Raw genomic sequence first — 16,626 nt, 5'->3', positions numbered from 1 at the left:
GTCAGGGGTGCGGTGTCGAGGAAGAGCAGCTTGTACCGACCCTTGCGCTCGGCACGCACCAGTCCCGCGGCCTCCAGCACGTCGAGGTGCTGCGAGACCGCCTGACGCGATGAGGTTGACCCGTGGTTGGTCGCGAGCCGTGCGCAGAGCTCGAACAGTGATTGCCCGTCGCGTTGGCGCAGCTCGTCAACGATCGCCCGCCTGGTCGGGTCAGAGAGCGCCTTGAAGACATCCGCCATACCAAGCACGTTAGGCAAGTCGCTGCTTGCACGTCAAGGGCAAGTTTCTACTTGCATGCGCGTAGCGCACGGCGAGCCGTCACACGGCTGCTGCATGTCAGCGAAACCAGTCACCTGCCATGGGATGGCGGACGCGGACTCGGGACGCGGACAGGGATGCTGTCGCTTCAAGGCGGCTGGGACCGCCCGGAGGAGTCGTCATCCCACCTGTGCCTAGTGTGGATCGATGAGAAGCGAGGCCGTCGCGGGCACCCGCACGACCGTGCGACGGGCGCTGCGCACCGCGGCCGGGCTGCTGCGGGCCCGGTGGGGCGCCGTCGTCGTGGCGATGCTGTGTGTGCAGGGCGCACTGGTGTGGACCGCTCCCCTCCTCGCTGCGCTCGGGCGCTGGACCCTGCGCCGCATCGGCGTCCACGGCGTGAACCTCGGCACCCTCGACGCGGTGGTCACCTCGCCGCTGGCCGTCCTCGTGCTGGTGGTGGTCGCCGCTGTGGCCACCGTCTTCGTCCTCGCCGAGGTGACCTTGTTCGCGGTGATCGCGCACCTGGCGCTGGAGGGCAAGCCGGTGACGTTCGCCGGCGTCCTGCGACGCTCCGTGGCGACAGCACGCAAGGCTGCCGGCTGGCAGGGGCTCCTGCTCGCTCCCTACCTCACGCTGCTGCTGCCGATCTCGGAGGTGGGCTTCTCCTCGGTCCTGACCGAGCACATCGCGCTGCCGAGGTTCATCAGCGGCGAGCTGCTGAAGACCACCTCCGGCACCGCGCTCTACGTGGTGGTGATCGGCGCCGTCGTGCACGCGACGCTGCGCTTCCTGCTCTTCCCCGCCGTCGTCTCCGGCGGCGACGACTCGATCGTGCAGGCGTTGGGCCGCAGCTTCCGGATGACGACCTGGCGGCCGCTGCTCGGCTTCGGGGCCGTCATGCTGGCGACGGTGCTGGTCGCCTCGCTCGTCCTGGCGATGCTGGGCGGGGTGGGCCTGCTCCCCGTCGCCATGGCCGGGAGCCACACCGCGGCCGGCGTCGTGCTGGGGCTGCTGGAGCTCGCGCGCTTCCTCGTCGCGGGCGCCGCGGCCGCGTTCGTCGCCTTCTTCTTCGTCGCCTACGTCCGTCTGGTACGCGACCGTCCCGCCGCGGTCACGCCGGCCCGACCGGCCGGTCGGGGCACCCGCGCGGCGTCGGTGACGCTCGTCGTCCTCGCCGCGTTCATCGCGACGCCACGGGTGGTCGCCGCCGCCGATGCCGCCGATCTGGCCGCGACCGTCTCGCCGGACATCATCGGGCACCGGGGCTATCCCGCGCAGGCGGTGGAGAACAGCCTCGCCGGGCTGGCCGCCGCCGCCGGTGCGGGGGCGGACCTGGTCGAGACAGACATCCAGGAGACGCGCGACGGCGGCCTCGTGGTCATGCACGACGTCGGGCTGGGCCGGCTGACGCAGGACGACCGGAACGTCTACGAGCTCACCGAGGCGGAGGTCACGGCGCTGACGCTGCGGCAGGACGGCCGGACCGCGCCGATCCCCACCCTTGACGAGTTCGTCCGTGCGGCCGACGAGCGCGGCGTCGGTCTGCTGGTGGAGGTCAAGCCGCACGGCGAGGAGGAACCCGGGTTCGCGCGACGGGTGGTCGAGGAGATGGACCGGCTCGACCCCGACCACACCCACATGATCCAGTCCCTCGACCGGGAGCTGGTCGAGGAGGTCGCCCGCCTCGACCCGGACCGCTCGACGGCGTACGTGGTCGGCTTCCAGATCGGTGACCTGCCCGTCACCTCCTCCGGTGGTGCCGTCGTCATCGAGGACTGGTCCTACCACGACCGGATGCTGCTCGAGGCGAACCGGAAGGGGCGCGAGCTGTACGTCTGGACCGTGAACGACGTCGGCGCGCTCCGGGACTACCTGGCCCGCGGTGTGGACGGCGTCATCACCGACGAGGTGGGACGTGCTGTCCGAGCCCGGGAACGGCTGGCCGCCGGCCCGGTCGCCCTCTATCTCGAGCTGGCTCGCGGGCTGGTCGCCATCGGGTAGCCCGTCGACCGACCCGAGGGCGGCCCCGTCCTCTCGAGCACCGCTCCGTCCCGCCCGCACACGGCAGGCTCTTCCCACCCGACGCGACCTGCGCAACCATGGGCCGATGGACAGGCTCACCGGGCAGCAGATCGCCGACGCCGGCCTCGCGGGCTGGGCCTACCTGCAGGACGGGCTGCACACCCGGCTGCTGACGAAGGACTTCACGACCGGGATGCGCCTGGTCCAGCTGGTCGGCGAGGCGGCCGAGGACGCGGACCACCACCCCGACCTCGACCTGCGCTACCCGTACCTCGACGTGCGGCTCGTCAGCCACGACGTCGGCGGGGTCACCGAGCGCGACATCGGTCTTGCTCGCACCATCAGCGAGATCGCCGCCGCCGCAGGGGTCGACGCCGCCCCGCTGGCCGTCAAGCAGATCGAGATCGCGCTCGACTCCCCTGACGGGGCGAAGGTCCTGCCGTTCTGGCGCGCGCTGCTCGACATGGAGAAGATCGGCGGTCCGGACGACCACGAGCTGCGCGACGACACTCTGCCGAACATGTGGTTCCAGCCCTCCGGCAACGAGGAGGCCCGGCAGCGGTTCCACTTCGACGTGTGGGTGCCGCCGGAGGTGGTCGAGGGCCGCCTGCAGGCCGCGCTCGACGCCGGCGGGACCCTGGAGACCGACGCCAACGCGCCGTCGTTCTGGATACTCGTCGACCCGGACGGCAACCGGGTGTGCCTGTGCACCTGGCAGGAGAGGGACTGACCCGAAAGAGCCCGCCACAGGTCCAGTACGGTTCTTGCCATGCCACCACCGCTGTCGTGGGAGACCTCTGTCCGCGCTGCCCGCACAGCCCTACGGGCGACGGCGGCCCTGCTGCTGACGGCTCTGGTCCTCCTGGCACCGGCCCTGGCCCCGCCCGCGCACGCCGACGGCGACCCGGACGACGACGTCATCCGGGACCTCACGATCGACGTCGAGATCACTCCCGACGGCGTCCTGCACGTCAGCGAGACCTATACCTGGGACTTCGGTGACCGCGACGGCCTCGGGCTGACCCGGGTGCTCGCCCAGCAGTTCGACTGGCCGGCCGACCCGGACCTCATGCGGGTGTACGAGTACTCCGACATCGCCGTCACCAGCCCGTCCGGGGCGCCGGCGGAGGTGTGGACCGTCGCCGACGGCGCCGACCTGGAGCTGGCCATCGGCGCGCCCGACGGCTCCAGCGACACCCGCACGGGCGTGCAGACCTACGTGCTGAGCTACACGGTCCACGGCGCGCTCAACGCCATCCGGGGACAGGACGGCGTGGCCGACCAGGACGAGCTGTACTGGAACGTCACCGGCACCGACTGGCGCAACCCGCTCCAGCAGGTCACCACCACGGTGACCGGCCCGGTCGGCATCGTCGACCAGGCGTGCTACCAGGGCCCGGCCGGGTCCACTGCCACGTGCGACAACCTCGAGGTCGACGGCGCGACGGCGACCTACTCGTCCGCGGGCCTGGCCGCCTACGAGGGCCAGACGGTGATGGCCGCCTTCCCGGCCGGGACCTTCGGCGAGATCTCCCCGATCCTCGAGGACGACCCGCGGGCTGCGTGGCGCGCGGAGCGGGAGGCCGAGGAGCGCCGGGAGCGCGAGCGGCGCGACGCGATCGCCCGCTGGACCGACCCCGTCGCGGACGTCGTCACCGCCTCCCCGCCGGCGAGCTTCGCCGTCGTGGCTGCGGCCGTGGGTGGACTCGCCTGGCGCCGGGTGCGCCGGGGCCGCGACCACCACTTCGTCGGCGTCCCGCCGGGCGTCGTGCCGGACGACCCCACCGCGGCCCGGACCGCGCAGCTGAGCGACGAGCCCGCCGAGACGGTGCGGTTCAGCCCGCCCGACGATCTGCGCCCGGCAGAGGTCGGGGCGCTGGTCGACGAGCGGATCACGAACGAGCACATCTCGGCCACGATCATCGACCTCGCCGCGCGCGGCTATCTCACGATCGCCGAGGCAGGCACGAACTGGCGCGGCCAGGCCGACGACTGGACGTTCACCGCCACGCCTCAGGCGGTCCCGCCGAGCGATCCGGGACCTCGCCCGTACGAGCGGCTGCTCCTGCAGTCGCTGTTCGGCGGGCGCTCGCGGGTGCGGCTCCAGCAGCTGAGGAACACGTTCGCGAGCGATCTCGCCCGGGTGAAGAAGCAGCTCGGCACGGAGCTCGACGCCCGTCGCCTGTTCGTCGACCCGGTGCGGCGACGACGACGACGGATCCCGGTGGCGATCGTCGCGTTCGTCGCGATGGCGGTCGCCCTGCGGGTCGGCGGCTCCGACGTCCTGCGGCCGGGCAACGTGCCGGGCTCGGCCGTGCTGCTCGCGGTCGTGGCCGTCGCGACCCTCGTCGCCTGGGTGATCATGCACCAGGTCACCGCGAAGGCCGCCCGCGCCCGCACGGCGACCGGCCGCGCCCTCTACGAGCAGGCGCGGGGCTTCCGGCTCTACGTCTCGACGGCGGAGGCGGACCAGGTCCGGTTCGAGGAGGGGATCGACGTCTTCTCCCGGTACCTGCCCTACGCGATGGTCTTCGACGAGGCGGAGCGCTGGAGCGCGATCTTCGCCCAGCTCGCCGCGCAAGGCAGGCAGGCCGCCCCGCGCTGGTACGCCGGGATCCACGGACCCGGCCACCTGGACCCGAGCTCCTTCTCCCGGATGGGCACGGCGATGAGCTCGTTCTCGTCCGTCTCGAGCTCCACGCTCTCCTCCACGCCCGGCTCCTCGGGCGGGTCGGGCTCCAGCGGCGGGGGCGGCGGCTCCTCGGGCGGGGGCGGCGGAGGCGGGGGCGGCGGCGGCCGCTGATCTTCACCCGGTCGTGGCACCGGGTGGGAACACCCGCCCGGGCACGCGAGAGGGCCGGCGGCACCGTGACGGTGCGGCCGGCCCTCTCGTCGTGATCAGCGGGTGGTTCGTCGACCGCCCGCGATGCCGATGTAGATGCCGATGAAGACCACGGCAGCCACGATCGAGATGACCCAGCGGATCCAGTCGATCCCATCGGTGTCCCCCACACCCAGCAGACCTGCCAGCCAGTAGCCGACGAGGGCTCCGAGAGCACCCAGGATGATCGTCCAGAGGATGCCGATGTTCTGGTCGCCCTTCATGACCAGTCGCGCGAGGGCGCCGATGACGGCGCCGAAGATGATGAGACCGATGAGCTCACCCACCATGGGGGCCACCTCCCTTTCGTCGTCCGCACACTGTGTGCGGACCGCTCTGCAAACGAAGGAAGCGTGGCAGGTGGCGGACCCGTCCGCATCCCGAAACGGGGCACGGGCGCGTCAGAAGTTGCTCAGCGTGCGGCGCCGCCGCGGGGTCCGCCCTGGGGCGAGGTCGAGCGGCGACGACGGCGCGGGGCACCGTTGCGGGCACCGGCACCGTCCGCGGGGCGTCCCCCGGAGACCTCACGACCGTTGACGCTCATGCCAGGTGCCCCGGCGCGTGCACGACCGTTACCGGTGGCGGGACGGGCGGTCGCCGGACGGGCGGTCGTGGCGGCATGGCCGGAGCCCGCCGTCGTCGACGCGGAGCGCCCGGCACCGCCACGACGACGCCCGGAGCCGCCGGAGGAGCGGGCCCCCGCACGGCCGGGCTGCTGCGGTGCCGGCTTGCGCGAGGCGGCCGCCGGCGCGTGCTCGGGGTCGACCGGTGCGGCGACGTCCCCCACGAGCGCGCGGACCTTGGGGTCCTGGGCGGTCACGAGGGCCGGGGTGGCGCGGATCTTCGCGGCCCGCGCGAGGGAACGGAAGTCCCCGCGCTGCTCGGGCAGCACGACCGTGACGACGTCGCCGCCGTGGCCGGCGCGGGCCGTCCGGCCGGAGCGGTGCAGGTAGGCCTTGTGCTCGGCCGGCGGGTCGACGTGGACCACGAGGTCGACCTCGTCGACGTGGATGCCGCGCGCGGCGATGTCGGTCGCGACCATCACCCGGATCTCGCCGGAGGAGAACGCCTCCAGGCCGCGCTCCCGGGCGTTCTGGGAGAGGTTGCCGTGCAGCTCGACGGCGGGGATGCCCGAGGTGGTCAGCTGCCGGGCGAGCTTCTTCGCCTGGTGCTTGGTGCGGGTGAACAGCAGCCGGCGAGAGGCGCCCGAGGCCAGGGTGCGCACGAGCTCGTTCTTCTCGTCGGTGGAGCGCACCTCGAAGACGTGGTGCTCCATCGCGGTGACCGGGGACTCGGCCGGGTCGACGCTGTGCTGCAGCGGGCTGGCCAGGAACTGCTTGACGAGCTTGTCGACGCCGTTGTCCAGGGTGGCCGAGAACAGCAGGCGCTGCGTGCCGCCGGGGGTGGCGCGCAGGATGCGGGTCACGCCGGGCAGGAAGCCGAGGTCGGCCATGTGGTCGGCCTCGTCGAGCACGGTGACCGCGACGGCGTCGAGATGGACGAGGCGCTGGTTCATGAGGTCCTCGAGGCGGCCCGGGCAGGCGACCACGATGTCCACGCCGCGGCTCAGGGCCTCGACCTGACGGTTCTGGCTCACGCCGCCGAAGATCGTCGTGACGCGCAGGCCGGCGGCGGCAGCCAGCGGGGTGATGGTCTCGGCGATCTGGGTGGCGAGCTCACGGGTGGGCGCGAGCACGAGGCCGCGCGGGTGGGCCGGGCGGGTGCGCCCGGCGATCGTCTCGCCCGACGGCACGAGCGCGGCGAGGCGCGCCACCAGCGGGAGGGAGAAGGCCAGCGTCTTGCCGGAGCCGGTCCGGCCGCGGCCGAGCACGTCGCGCCCGGAGAGGGTGTCCGGCAGCGTGGCGGTCTGGATGGGGAAGGGCGCGGCGATGCCGCGCGAGGCGAGGGAGCGCGTGAGCACGCCGGGGACACCGAGGGCGTCGAAGGAGGCGTGGCTGGGCGCAGGGGTGTTCTGAGGCACGGAAAGGGTACTTCTCTCAGCTGAAGGTCACCGCCGGCATCTCCGCTCACTCGTCATCGGCGGGCCGGGCCCGCCGGCGCGGTGGCCGTGCAGTGCGATGTCGGGGCGCCGGGGGCGCCACCTGCGGCCAGTATGGCACGCCGTGCCGCGTGGGCCTGGCAGAGGTGTGGGGAGTCACACGGCGGGCCGGAGTGCCGCCCAGCGGACCGGGCGGTGCACCGTGACCGCGGACGGTATCCGCCGTCACTCGTGCGGTGTGGCAGGCCCGGCGGGCGGTGCGGTGGGCCCGGCGGGCGGTACCGGCGCCGGCCCGGCCGCTCGGGAGGCGCGTGGTGGCACGTCGTCCCGGGAGGCGAGCAGCACGGCGAGCGAGATGAGCACCAGGCCCACGACCTCTCCGACGGTGGGGACCTGGAGGAGGACCACCAGCCCGACGAGGAGCGACGTGGCGGGCAGCAGCGAGGTGAGCAGCGCGAAGGTGGCCGCCGGCAGGCGGGTGAGGGCGACCTGCTCGATGGCGTACGGCAGCAGGGAGGAGAGCACCGCGACCCCGACGACGGCGGCCAGGAGCAAGGCGGTGGAGAACGCCGCCCCGGCGGTCGGCACGGCGACCGGCGCGTAGACGAGCGACGCCGTCGCCATCCCGACGGCGAGCGAGTCGAGCCCGCTCCGGGCGCCGGCGATCCGCCGGCCGAGCACGATGTAGACGGCCCAGGCGGCGCCGGCGGCGAGCGCGAAGGCGACGCCGGCCGCCGTCCCCGGCTCGGACCAGTCCAGGCCGAGGCCGCCGATCGAGACCACCCCGAGCAGCGCCAGGGCGATAGCGGCGCGGGCCCGAAAGCCGCGGCGGCCGAGGGCTGCGACCGCGACCGGCCCGAGGTACTCCAGGGACACGGCGGTCCCGAGGGGCAGGTGGTCGATCGCGCTGTAGAAGAGGAGGTTCATCGCGCCCAGCACGACGCCGAAGATCGCCGAGCCGGCGAGGGTGCGCCGCGTCCAGCGGGTGCGCCACGGGCGGCGCCACGCGAGCAGGATGAGCGCGGAGACCAGCATCCGCCACCAGGCGACCGTCGTCGCCGGCATCACGACGAAGAGCCCCACGGCGACGGCGGAACCGAGGTGCTGGCTGATCCCGGAGATCATGAACAGAGCCGGCGCGGGGACCGCGCGCGGCAGCCGGCGCCCGGTCATCCGAGCACCGCCGAGAGCGCGACGATCACCGGGATGCACACCAGCGTCGAGACCAGGATGGCGTCGCGGGCCAGCGGCACGGCGCGCCCGTAGCGCATCGCGTAGACGAAGATGTTCTGCGCGGTCGGCAGCGCCGCGACGATGACCGGGCCGGCCAGCGCCGGGCCGGACAGCCCGAAGACGTGCGCGCCGAGCACGTAGGCGATCGCGGGCCCGGCGAGGGTCTTGAGCGCGACGGCGGACCACATGGGTGCCCGGACCTCCCCGCGCCCGGGTACCGGCGCCCCGCGCAGCGATATCCCGAAAGCGACAAGCATCACCGGGACGGCCATGTCGGCGACCATCTCGACCGGCAGCAGGACCGGTTCGGGCAGCCGCAGCCCCGTCAGCGCGGTGACCAGGCCGAGGCCGACGCCGATCACCAGCGGGTTGCGCAGCGGCATCGTGACGGTCTGGGCGAGCGAGACCCCGCCCCGGCCGGTCTGGGCGTCCAGCAAGGTGAAGCCGACCGGGACCATCACCAGCAGCTGGAACAGGAGCACCGGGGCGATGGCGGCGGCGTCGCCCACCGCGAAGATGAGGATCGGGATGCCGAGGTTGCCGGCGTTGACGTAGCTGGCGGACAGTGCGCCGAGGGTGAGGTCCGCACCGCGACGTCGCAGGACGAGCGCGGCGAGCGCGGCGTAGACCAGTGCCAGGACGGTCGCGGTGATGACCGTGACGAGCGCGCCGGCGGAGAAGACCGTGAGGACGTCGGCCCGGGCGAGGGTCAGGTACATCAGGGCGGGCGTCGCCGCGTAGAAGGTCAGCTTGCTCAGGGCGACGTCGGCGCCCTCGCCGAGGACCTTGTAGCGCCCGAGCACGTAGCCGAGCAGCACGACCGCCGCCAGGGAGGCGAAGCCGGTGAGCACACCGCCCACGTCATGTCCTCCCGCGCTCAGCCCGTCACTGCCCAGCGCTCATCCTGGCACCCTTCTCGAGGCCGACGAGCCGCACGTCCACGCTGAGGCCCGCGTGGTCGGAGACGCTCAGATGGTGCGCGGTGCCCGGGCCGGCCGGGACGACGCCCGCCGAGCCGAGCAGGTGGTCGAGCTGGGTGCGGGGCCGGGCGTTGGTGAAGGTCGGGGCGTGGGCCAGCAGGTCGAGGTCCACGGTGGTGGCGACCGCCGCGGGGTCGAGGTTGAGGTCGCCGCCGAGGACGTGCGGCCCGGGCAGCGCGCCCACCGACGTCACCGAGCGCACCAGCTGGCGCCGGGCGACGTCGGGTGCGGTGGACAGGTGTGTCACCGCCACGGTGAGCGGGCCGGTCTCGGTGCGCAGCACGGCCGCGAGGAGCACCCGGGTCGGGTCCCAGGTCCAGCCCCGCACCGAGTGCCACGGGGCGGACGGGCGACGGCGAAGGCCGGACCCACGCAGGTGCCGCACGTGCCAGGTGGTCACCGGCAGGCGGGTCAGCAGCGCGACGCCGTAACCCCGCGCGGTGTCGCTGCGCCGCACCGGCAGCCGCACTCCGGTGACGGAGCCGGCGACGCTGGCCGCGAACCGGTACCGCATGCCCATGGTCTCGGCGAGCACCGCGGCCTGGTCGACCCCGCCGGAGCGGGCCTGGCGGCGGTCGACCTCCTGGAGGAGGACGACGTCGGGCGCCAGGGCACCGACCTCCTGCGCCAGCGCCGCGACACGTGCCGCGTCCGGCGCGCGACCGGCGTCCCCGCTCCCCCGCGCCGGCAGGCAGTGCTGGAGGTTGAGCGTGAGGAGGCGCAGGCTGCTCACGCCGTCGCGCCCGAGGCCTCCTCGAACGTCAGCGACACCGAGTTCATGCAGAACCGGTCGCCGGTGGGCGTCTGCGGCGCGTCGTCGAAGACGTGCCCGAGGTGCGAGCCGCAGGACGCGCACCGGACCTCGGTGCGCACCATGCCGTGCGACCGGTCCTCGACCAGCTCGACGGCGTCGGAGTCCTGCGGCGCGTAGAAGCTCGGCCAGCCGCAGTGGGCGTCGAACTTGGTGGTGGAGCGGAACAGCTCCGCGCCGCAGCCGCGGCAGCGGTAGATCCCCTCACGGTCCTCGTCGAGGAGCTTGCCGGTGCCCGGGCGCTCGGTCGCGGCCTGGCGCAGCACCTGGTACTCGAAGGCGTCGAGCTCCGCACGCCACTGCTCGTCTGTCTTCTCGATCTTCGTCATGACTCCATGGTGCGCCATTGGCGCGCCCGACACCTCCCCTGTCTCGTCCTCGGCGCCGCCACCGCCTGCACAGGCTGCTTCGGCGTCGCTGGCTGGCGTCACCCGACTCAGCTGTCGTCGCCGCCCGCCGGTCCGGCGTCGACGTCGGCGCCCGGGTCCTTGCCGTGGACCTCCGGCCGGCCCTGCCCCTCGGCGGCCCGCTTGCGCTCGGCGGTCTGCTCGCGCTCCTCGTAGACCTCCGCCGCGGGGCCGCTGAAGGCCTGCGCACGCTCCTCCGCCTCCTTGGACCCGGTGAACATCGAGGACTCGTGCCCGGCGGTGCTGGTGACCGCGAGCACGGCGGTGCTGTCCGCGGCGGTCTCGGCGGGCAGATCGATCCGGTCGAGGATGGAGGTGCGACGCGTGCGCTGGGCATCGGCCACCTGCTCCCCCGGCTCCCCCGCTGCTCCTTCCTCGGCCGGTCCCTCGGTCAGGCCGAGGGCGCCGAGGTCCATGACCTGGGTCGCGTCCGCCGAGGCCCGCACGCGTCGCTCCTGGGGCGGCCGCCCCTGTCGACCGCCCTCGCGGGCTCGTCGCCGGTCCTCCCGTGCCGCGGCGCGGCGGGCCTTGCGGGCCGCTGTCTCGCGCGCCCGGCGCTGGTCCGGGTCCTCGTCGATCACCGGGACGTCCAGGGCAGTGTCCCGGTGGTGGGCGCCGTCGAGCTTCGCCAGCTCGGCGAGCTCGGCCATGTCGTCGCCCAGCGCCCCGCCGGAGAGCTCGGCCCCGTTGTCCTGGAGCTCGACGACGTCCTGCTCCTCGAAGCGGCTGCGCGGGAGGGCGTAGGGGGCGTTCGTCTGGACCCAGTCGACGAGTTGCTCGCGCAGGTAGTACTTGAGGTCGGTCAGCGTCGGGGTGTCCTTGCCGGAGACGAGGGCCCGCATCCGGATCATCCCGTTGGTGGCGTCGTAGACCTGCAGGACCCCCAGGCGGCCGTCCCACATGTCGGTGCCGGCCAGCAGCCGGTCGAGCTCGGCGCGCATGGCCGGCACGGGGACCCGCCAGTCGAGATCGATCTCGACCGTGCCGAGCAGGCCGGGCGCGCGACGTGTCCAGTTCTCGAAGGGCGTCGTCGTGAAGTAGGTGGACGGCATGATCATCCGGCGGTCGTCCCACAGCCGCACCACCACGTAGGTCATGGTGATCTCTTCGATGTAGCCGAACTCCCCCTCGACGATCACGATGTCGTCGACCCTGATGGCGTCGGTGAAGGCCAGCTGGAGACCGGCGAACACGTTGCCGAGGGTGGTCTGGGCGGCGAGGCCGGCGACCACGGAGATGATGCCCGCCGAGGCCAGCAGGCTGGCGCCGGCCGCGCGGGCGCCTGGGAAGGTCAGCAGGATCGCGGCGACACCGAGGGTCACGACGACGGCGACGCCGACCCGTCGCATGACCTGCGACTGGGTGCGCACGCGCCGTGACCGGCCGCTCTCCGGGTCGCCGCTCATCCTGGCGACGGCCGCGTCCTCCACCACGCGCACCAGGCCCGCCACGAACCAGGTGATCGCAGCGATGAGCAGGATCAGCAGAGCGTGCTGGGCGAACGCACGCCACGTGGGCTCCGCGATGCCCCGGGCAACCGGCGTGGCCAGCACGAGGCCGGTCCACGCACCGAGGATCACCAAGATCGCCTGGAAGGGGCGGCTGCACCGTCTCTTGACGAAGTCGGCCAGCGGGTGGCGGCGCGCGACCAGCCGGGTGAACGCCCCGATGACGAGCGCGACGAGGAGGCCGGCGACGATCCCGCCACCGACCCACAGGACCAGGGTGATCGTCTCGACGGGGTCTTGGAACGTGTCGTCCCGCGCGGAGGTCAAGAAGGTCATACGACGAGCCTATGGCCGGAACCTGGACGATCGCTGGACGGGCCCTGAGGACGGCGACCGGGCCGGGCGACCGGCGCGTGACGGCACGATCCGCCGTCGGCGTGGTCAGACGCTCAGAGGTCCTTGCCGAGGAAGACCTGGACGTAGGGGTTCTCCTCGAAGGCGTCGGTGGTGGTGTACCCGGCCGACTCGTACAGCGCGATCGCCTCGGTGAGCGTCTCGTTCACGCTCAGCACCACCCGGCGACCGCCGAGCGCCCGGGCCCGGTTCTCCAGGGCACGCAGCAGGAAGCGTCCGAGCCCACGGCCGCGGGCGTCGGGCACGAGCCACATGCGCCGGAGCTCGACGTCGCCGCTGTCCAGGACGCGCACCCCGCCGCAGCCGAGCACCCGGCCGGTCGCGAGCTCGGTCATGAGGATGAAGTCCCCGCGCGGAGGCGTCACCTCGTCCGGGTCGGCGACCTTGACCAGGGCCGGGTCGAACCCGCCCGCGAAGCGCTCGTCCAGCTCGGCGAAGTACGCCTCGAGCGCCCGGACGGCGCGGTCGCTGGCGGCCTGTCCCTCGAGGATCCGGACGGGTCGCGCGGGCGCGGTGGTGCTGGACTCGCTCGTCATCCACCTATGGTGCATCCCGTTCTGCGTTCCTGCCAGAGGCAGTCTGCGGATGCCTCGCGCGGGCCGTCGGCGGCCCCTACGCTCGGCCCATGGACGGCACCACCCCCGCGGCGGTCAGCGCCCCCGGCCAACGCCTCGCCGGGCCGCGGACCGAGACGGTGCCGGACGTCATCAGCGGCGGGACGCCGGTGCGGCCGCGGATCTGCGTCGTCGCCCCCACCCCGCTGCTCGTCGTCGAGATCGCGTCCGGGCACGAGGACTCCGGCATGTCGAACGAGCACGCCGACATCCACCTCCACCCCGGCGGGCAGGGGCTGTGGGTGGCGCGGATGGCCGTCTCCCTCGGCGCGGAGGTGACGGTGTGCGCGCCGTTCGGCGGCGAGGTCGGTGCGCACGTCGCCCAGATGCTCGGTACCGACCAGCTGACGATCCACGGGGTGACCTACAACGGCGGCAACGGCGCGTACGTGTACGACCTGCGCGGCGAGGACCGCGAGACGGTGGCCTACATGCCGCCGCCGTCGCTCAACCGCCACGAGCTGGACGACCTCTACGGCACGGTGCTGGTGGACGCGCTGGAGTCGGACGTCCTCGTCGTCACCGGTGCCGAGCCGTCCTCGGTGGTCCCGGCGAGCTTCTTCGGCCGGATCGTGCGTGACCTGCGCTCGGCCGGCAAGGCGGTGGTGGCGGACCTCTCGGGGGCGGCCGCCCGGGCCGCCGCGAAGGCCGGCCCGACGGTGCTGAAGATGAGCCACGAGGAGGTCGTGGCGGCCGAGCTGGCCCCGGACGACGAGATGGGCTCGCTGCGGACCGCCGCCGAGCAGCTCGTCGCCGGCGGGGTGGGCGCCATGGTGGTCTCCCGCGCCCAGGCGCACGCGCTCCTCGTCACCACGGAGGGGGTCCGCCGCGCCGTCGGGCCCGTCGTCACCCCGCTGGACCACCGCGGGGCGGGCGACTCGATGACGGCGGGGATCGCCGTGGGTCTCGGCCGCGGGCTGGACGTTGCCGACGCCGTGCGTCTGGGCGCCGCGGCCGGTGCCCTGAACGTCACGCGCCGCGGGCTCGGCACCGGACGGCGCGATCAGATCGAGCGTTTCGCGGAACGCATCAGCATCGAGGAGATGGACTGACAGTGCGAGTACTGGTCACGAACGACGACGGCATCGCCTCACCGGGCCTGACGATCCTTGCCGAGGCCGCGCTCGACGCGGGCTACGACGTGGTCGTGGCGGCCCCGCACCGGCAGTACTCCGGTGCGAGCGCCGCCCTGACGGCCCAGGAGGAGGACGGGCAGCTGGTGCTGGTGGACGAGCGCCCACCCGGTCTGCCCGCGGAGGTCGAGGCGTACGGCGTCAAGGCCGCGCCCGGGCTCATCGCCTTCGTGGCGTCCTTCGGTGCCTTCGGGGACAAGCCGGACGTCGTGATGAGCGGCATCAACCTCGGCGCCAACACGGGTCGGGCGACACTGCACTCGGGCACGGTCGGGGCGGCGCTGTCCGCGTCCTCCCACGGGATCCGCGGGATGGCGGTGTCCATCGCGTCCGGCGACCCGCAGCACTGGCAGACAGCCCGGCAGGTCACCGACCACGCGCTGGCCTGGCTGGTGGACCAGCCCCTCGACGAGCGGGTCCTGAACGTCAACGTCCCGGACATCGCCCCGGACCGGCTGCGGGGTATCCGGCCCGCGACGCTGGCCAGCTTCGGTGCGGTGCAGGCCCGCGTGAAGGAGCTCGGCACCGGATACGTGCAGCTCACCTACACGGGCGTCGAGGCCGAGGAGGAGCCGGGCACCGACCACTACCTCCTGGCCCGGGGCTGGGCGACCGTGACGATGCTCCGCGCACCGGTCCACGACGACTCGGGGCTGACCATGCTCCGGGTGGACGGCGCCGACTCGGCTGCCGAGAGCGTCGCTGGCGAGGAGCAGCTGGTGAACGTCTCCACCGGCACCGTGATGTCGAGCGGCGCCGACCGGCCCTCCGGCGAGATCAAGGACGACGACGAGAGGTCCGGGCCGGACGGCGAAGCTCCGGTGTGACCACCGCCCCCGAGCGCCGGCGTCGGCCGGCTCAGGCCCAGCCGAGGTCGTGCAGGCGCTCGTCGCTGATGCCGAAGTGGTGGGCGATCTCGTGGACCACCGTGATCGCGACCTCGTCGACCACCTCCTCCTCGCTCTCGCACATGCGCAGCGTGGGACCGCGGAAGATCGTGATGCGGTCGGGCAGCGAGCCGGCGGCCCACCAGTCGTCGCGGTCGGTGAGCGGGGTGCCCTCGTAGATGCCGAGCAGCTCCTCCTCGCCGGCGAGCTGCTCCGCCGTCGGCTCCTCCTCGACGAGCACGACCACGTTGTCCATCTGGTCGGTCAGCTCCGGCGGGACCATGTCCAGGGCCTCCGAGACGGCCTCCTCGAAGGCGTCGCGCGTCATCTCCACCACGGCACCATCCTGCCCCTGAGCGGGCGCACCTCGCACGCACGTCCGCGTGACCAGCGGCACACGCGGCCGACTTTGCTCCGGGAGCCTTCTTCCCCGTATGCTGTCCGAGGTCTTGGGGCGCTCCGGCGTCACGGGTAGTCCACAGCAGTAACGGGCCCCCATCGTCTAGCGGCCTAGGACCCCGCCCTTTCACGGCGGTAGCACGGGTTCGAATCCCGTTGGGGGTACGCACCACCAGCAGGACAAGCACCACAGAGGTACCAGGCTCCACGCCTCACACGAGGCCCCGTAGCGCAGTTGGTTAGCGCGCCGCCCTGTCACGGCGGAGGTCGCGGGTTCAAGTCCCGTCGGGGTCGCCGGTACGGACGCCCGGTCGAAAGACCGGGCGTCCGTGTCAGGGCTCTGTAGCTCAGTTGGTAGAGCGTTCGACTGAAAATCGAAAGGTCACCGGATCGACGCCGGTCGGAGCCACCGACGAAGGCCCCGCACGTGAGTGCGGGGCCTTCGGCGTTCCGCCAACCTTCTTCCTGGTCAGAGCACTCGGTCACCCGCGTCGGGCTAGCGCCCCATGCCCTCATCGTCGCCGTTAGGCACTGGCGCCGTAGCGTTGGCGGGCGGCCTCACCGCTGGTGCCGATCGCCTCGCCGACCTCACGCCAGGACAACCGCTGCTCACGCGCTGCGCGCACCGCGTCGGCGAGTTCGCGTTCGGCGGCGTCGCGCCGCCAGGCGGCGAGCTTGACTGCCATCACGGGCGGAACAGGGGCATCCTGATCGCCGGGCTTCGGTTCGTAGTTCTCGAAAGCGTCGGCGAACTCGTCAGCACGAGCCTTGATGTCTGCAATGGAGCGTCGAGCCATGGTGGTTCACCTCAGATACTTGGGTCGGGCCGGGCGTATGGCGTGGGCAATGGCGATGACGCCGTGCCACTGGATGACGCCGACCTCCACGAGGGTGCCGGTCTCATCGGGGCCGATGAACATCGTCATCGTGTCGTCCTGCACGAAGTGGCGGACAGGGAAGCGGAGCGCGTGGAGCATCGCCGCGTCAGAGACACCGTGCCGGTGGGCACTGTCGAGGATGACCGGTTCCGGCTCCACGTCACAAGATTACTTGTCGCAAGTTGCCTTGTCGAGTCAACGCGGTGATCGGAACTTCGCCGACCGGAGGTGCGGACGTCTGTGCCATATCTGTGCCATA

At 72.9% G+C, this 16,626-nt stretch carries 16 protein-coding genes, 3 tRNA genes and 1 pseudogene; 8 read left to right on the top strand and 12 right to left on the bottom strand.

What is annotated here, in order from left to right:
* Positions 1-65 precede the first annotated feature (65 nt).
* A pseudogene (locus GD748_RS20310) lies at positions 66-239 on the bottom strand (winged helix-turn-helix domain-containing protein); the annotation flags it as partial.
* 226 nt (positions 240-465) lie between these two features.
* Here GD748_RS20310 and GD748_RS07320 point away from each other — a divergent pair.
* From GD748_RS07320 to GD748_RS07310, 3 genes are all read left to right on the top strand, one after another.
* Positions 466-2,262 (top strand): glycerophosphodiester phosphodiesterase family protein, encoded by a 1,797-nt coding sequence (locus GD748_RS07320; RefSeq protein ID WP_152194557.1) that lies wholly within the window; start codon positions 466-468, stop codon positions 2,260-2,262.
* A 106-nt stretch (positions 2,263-2,368) separates the two neighbouring features.
* Positions 2,369-3,013 carry a 4a-hydroxytetrahydrobiopterin dehydratase gene (locus tag GD748_RS07315; RefSeq protein WP_152194556.1) on the top strand — a complete coding sequence of 215 codons (645 nt, stop codon included), beginning with the start codon at positions 2,369-2,371 and terminating at the stop codon, positions 3,011-3,013.
* Positions 3,014-3,052: 39 nt separating this feature from the next.
* Complete coding sequence (locus tag GD748_RS07310; RefSeq protein WP_152194555.1) at positions 3,053-5,086, top strand: DUF2207 domain-containing protein; 2,034 nt, start codon at positions 3,053-3,055, stop codon at positions 5,084-5,086.
* A 95-nt stretch (positions 5,087-5,181) separates the two neighbouring features.
* On the opposite strand, the gene GD748_RS07305 is transcribed toward GD748_RS07310, so the two are convergent.
* The 8 genes from GD748_RS07305 to GD748_RS07270 all read right to left on the bottom strand — a co-directional run bounded on the left by GD748_RS07305 (position 5,182) and on the right by GD748_RS07270 (position 12,992).
* Positions 5,182-5,454, bottom strand: coding sequence for a GlsB/YeaQ/YmgE family stress response membrane protein (locus GD748_RS07305; protein ID WP_152815514.1), 273 nt, complete (start codon positions 5,452-5,454; stop codon positions 5,182-5,184).
* A 122-nt stretch (positions 5,455-5,576) separates the two neighbouring features.
* Positions 5,577-7,145 carry a DEAD/DEAH box helicase gene (locus GD748_RS07300; protein ID WP_193312873.1) on the bottom strand — a complete coding sequence of 523 codons (1,569 nt, stop codon included), beginning with the start codon at positions 7,143-7,145 and terminating at the stop codon, positions 5,577-5,579.
* Between the two features lie 243 nt (positions 7,146-7,388).
* Positions 7,389-8,336 carry an EamA family transporter gene (locus GD748_RS07295; protein WP_152194554.1) on the bottom strand — a complete coding sequence of 316 codons (948 nt, stop codon included), beginning with the start codon at positions 8,334-8,336 and terminating at the stop codon, positions 7,389-7,391.
* The gene (locus GD748_RS07290; protein WP_152194553.1) at positions 8,333-9,256 is read right to left on the bottom strand and encodes an AEC family transporter; all 924 of its coding nucleotides are present in this window, start codon (positions 9,254-9,256) and stop codon (positions 8,333-8,335) included. Before GD748_RS07290 ends, GD748_RS07295 begins: the two co-directional genes overlap by 4 nt.
* Positions 9,257-9,281: 25 nt before the next feature.
* A complete protein-coding gene (locus tag GD748_RS07285; RefSeq protein WP_226920927.1) occupies positions 9,282-10,109 on the bottom strand; it encodes an endonuclease/exonuclease/phosphatase family protein in 828 nt (275 codons plus the stop codon).
* Positions 10,106-10,516 (bottom strand): peptide-methionine (R)-S-oxide reductase MsrB, encoded by a 411-nt coding sequence (gene msrB / locus GD748_RS07280; protein ID WP_152194552.1) that lies wholly within the window; start codon positions 10,514-10,516, stop codon positions 10,106-10,108. The genes GD748_RS07285 and msrB overlap by 4 nt, the downstream gene beginning before the upstream one ends.
* Before the next feature lie 107 nt (positions 10,517-10,623).
* Complete coding sequence (locus GD748_RS20130; RefSeq protein WP_152194551.1) at positions 10,624-12,378, bottom strand: mechanosensitive ion channel family protein; 1,755 nt, start codon at positions 12,376-12,378, stop codon at positions 10,624-10,626.
* A gap of 113 nt (positions 12,379-12,491) precedes the next feature.
* Positions 12,492-12,992, bottom strand: coding sequence for a GNAT family N-acetyltransferase (locus GD748_RS07270; RefSeq protein WP_152194550.1), 501 nt, complete (start codon positions 12,990-12,992; stop codon positions 12,492-12,494).
* 89 nt (positions 12,993-13,081) lie between these two features.
* On the opposite strand from GD748_RS07270, the gene GD748_RS07265 reads away from it, so the two are divergent.
* The gene (locus GD748_RS07265) at positions 13,082-14,122 is read left to right on the top strand and encodes a 1-phosphofructokinase family hexose kinase (protein ID WP_152194549.1); all 1,041 of its coding nucleotides are present in this window, start codon (positions 13,082-13,084) and stop codon (positions 14,120-14,122) included.
* A 2-nt stretch (positions 14,123-14,124) separates the two neighbouring features.
* Positions 14,125-15,030: a 5'/3'-nucleotidase SurE gene (gene surE / locus GD748_RS07260; RefSeq protein ID WP_152194548.1), complete on the top strand. Its 906-nt coding sequence runs from the start codon at positions 14,125-14,127 to the stop codon at positions 15,028-15,030.
* 31 nt (positions 15,031-15,061) lie between these two features.
* On the opposite strand, the gene GD748_RS07255 is transcribed toward surE, so the two are convergent.
* The gene (locus tag GD748_RS07255; protein ID WP_152195032.1) at positions 15,062-15,418 is read right to left on the bottom strand and encodes a metallopeptidase family protein; all 357 of its coding nucleotides are present in this window, start codon (positions 15,416-15,418) and stop codon (positions 15,062-15,064) included.
* A 163-nt stretch (positions 15,419-15,581) separates the two neighbouring features.
* Between GD748_RS07255 and GD748_RS07250 the strand changes: the two genes are divergently transcribed.
* From GD748_RS07250 to GD748_RS07240, 3 genes are all read left to right on the top strand, one after another.
* Positions 15,582-15,654 (top strand) — tRNA-Glu (locus GD748_RS07250).
* Positions 15,655-15,709: 55 nt separating this feature from the next.
* A tRNA-Asp gene (locus GD748_RS07245) sits at positions 15,710-15,783 on the top strand.
* Between the two features lie 42 nt (positions 15,784-15,825).
* A tRNA-Phe gene (locus GD748_RS07240) sits at positions 15,826-15,898 on the top strand.
* A 115-nt stretch (positions 15,899-16,013) separates the two neighbouring features.
* Here the strand turns inward: GD748_RS07240 and GD748_RS07235 are convergent.
* Together GD748_RS07235 and GD748_RS07230 are read right to left on the bottom strand one after the other, a co-directional pair.
* The gene (locus GD748_RS07235) at positions 16,014-16,286 is read right to left on the bottom strand and encodes a hypothetical protein (protein WP_152194547.1); all 273 of its coding nucleotides are present in this window, start codon (positions 16,284-16,286) and stop codon (positions 16,014-16,016) included.
* A 6-nt stretch (positions 16,287-16,292) separates the two neighbouring features.
* On the bottom strand, positions 16,293-16,526 hold the full coding sequence (locus GD748_RS07230) for a hypothetical protein (protein ID WP_152194546.1): 234 nt from the start codon (positions 16,524-16,526) through the stop codon (positions 16,293-16,295).
* Between the last annotated feature and the right edge of the window lie 100 nt (positions 16,527-16,626).

The sequence above is a fragment of the Georgenia subflava genome (assembly GCF_009193155.1).
In the GTDB taxonomy this organism is placed as follows: domain Bacteria; phylum Actinomycetota; class Actinomycetes; order Actinomycetales; family Actinomycetaceae; genus Georgenia; species Georgenia subflava.
Note: the sequence above shows the minus strand (reverse complement) of the source record. Positions and strands in the feature narration are given on the sequence as shown.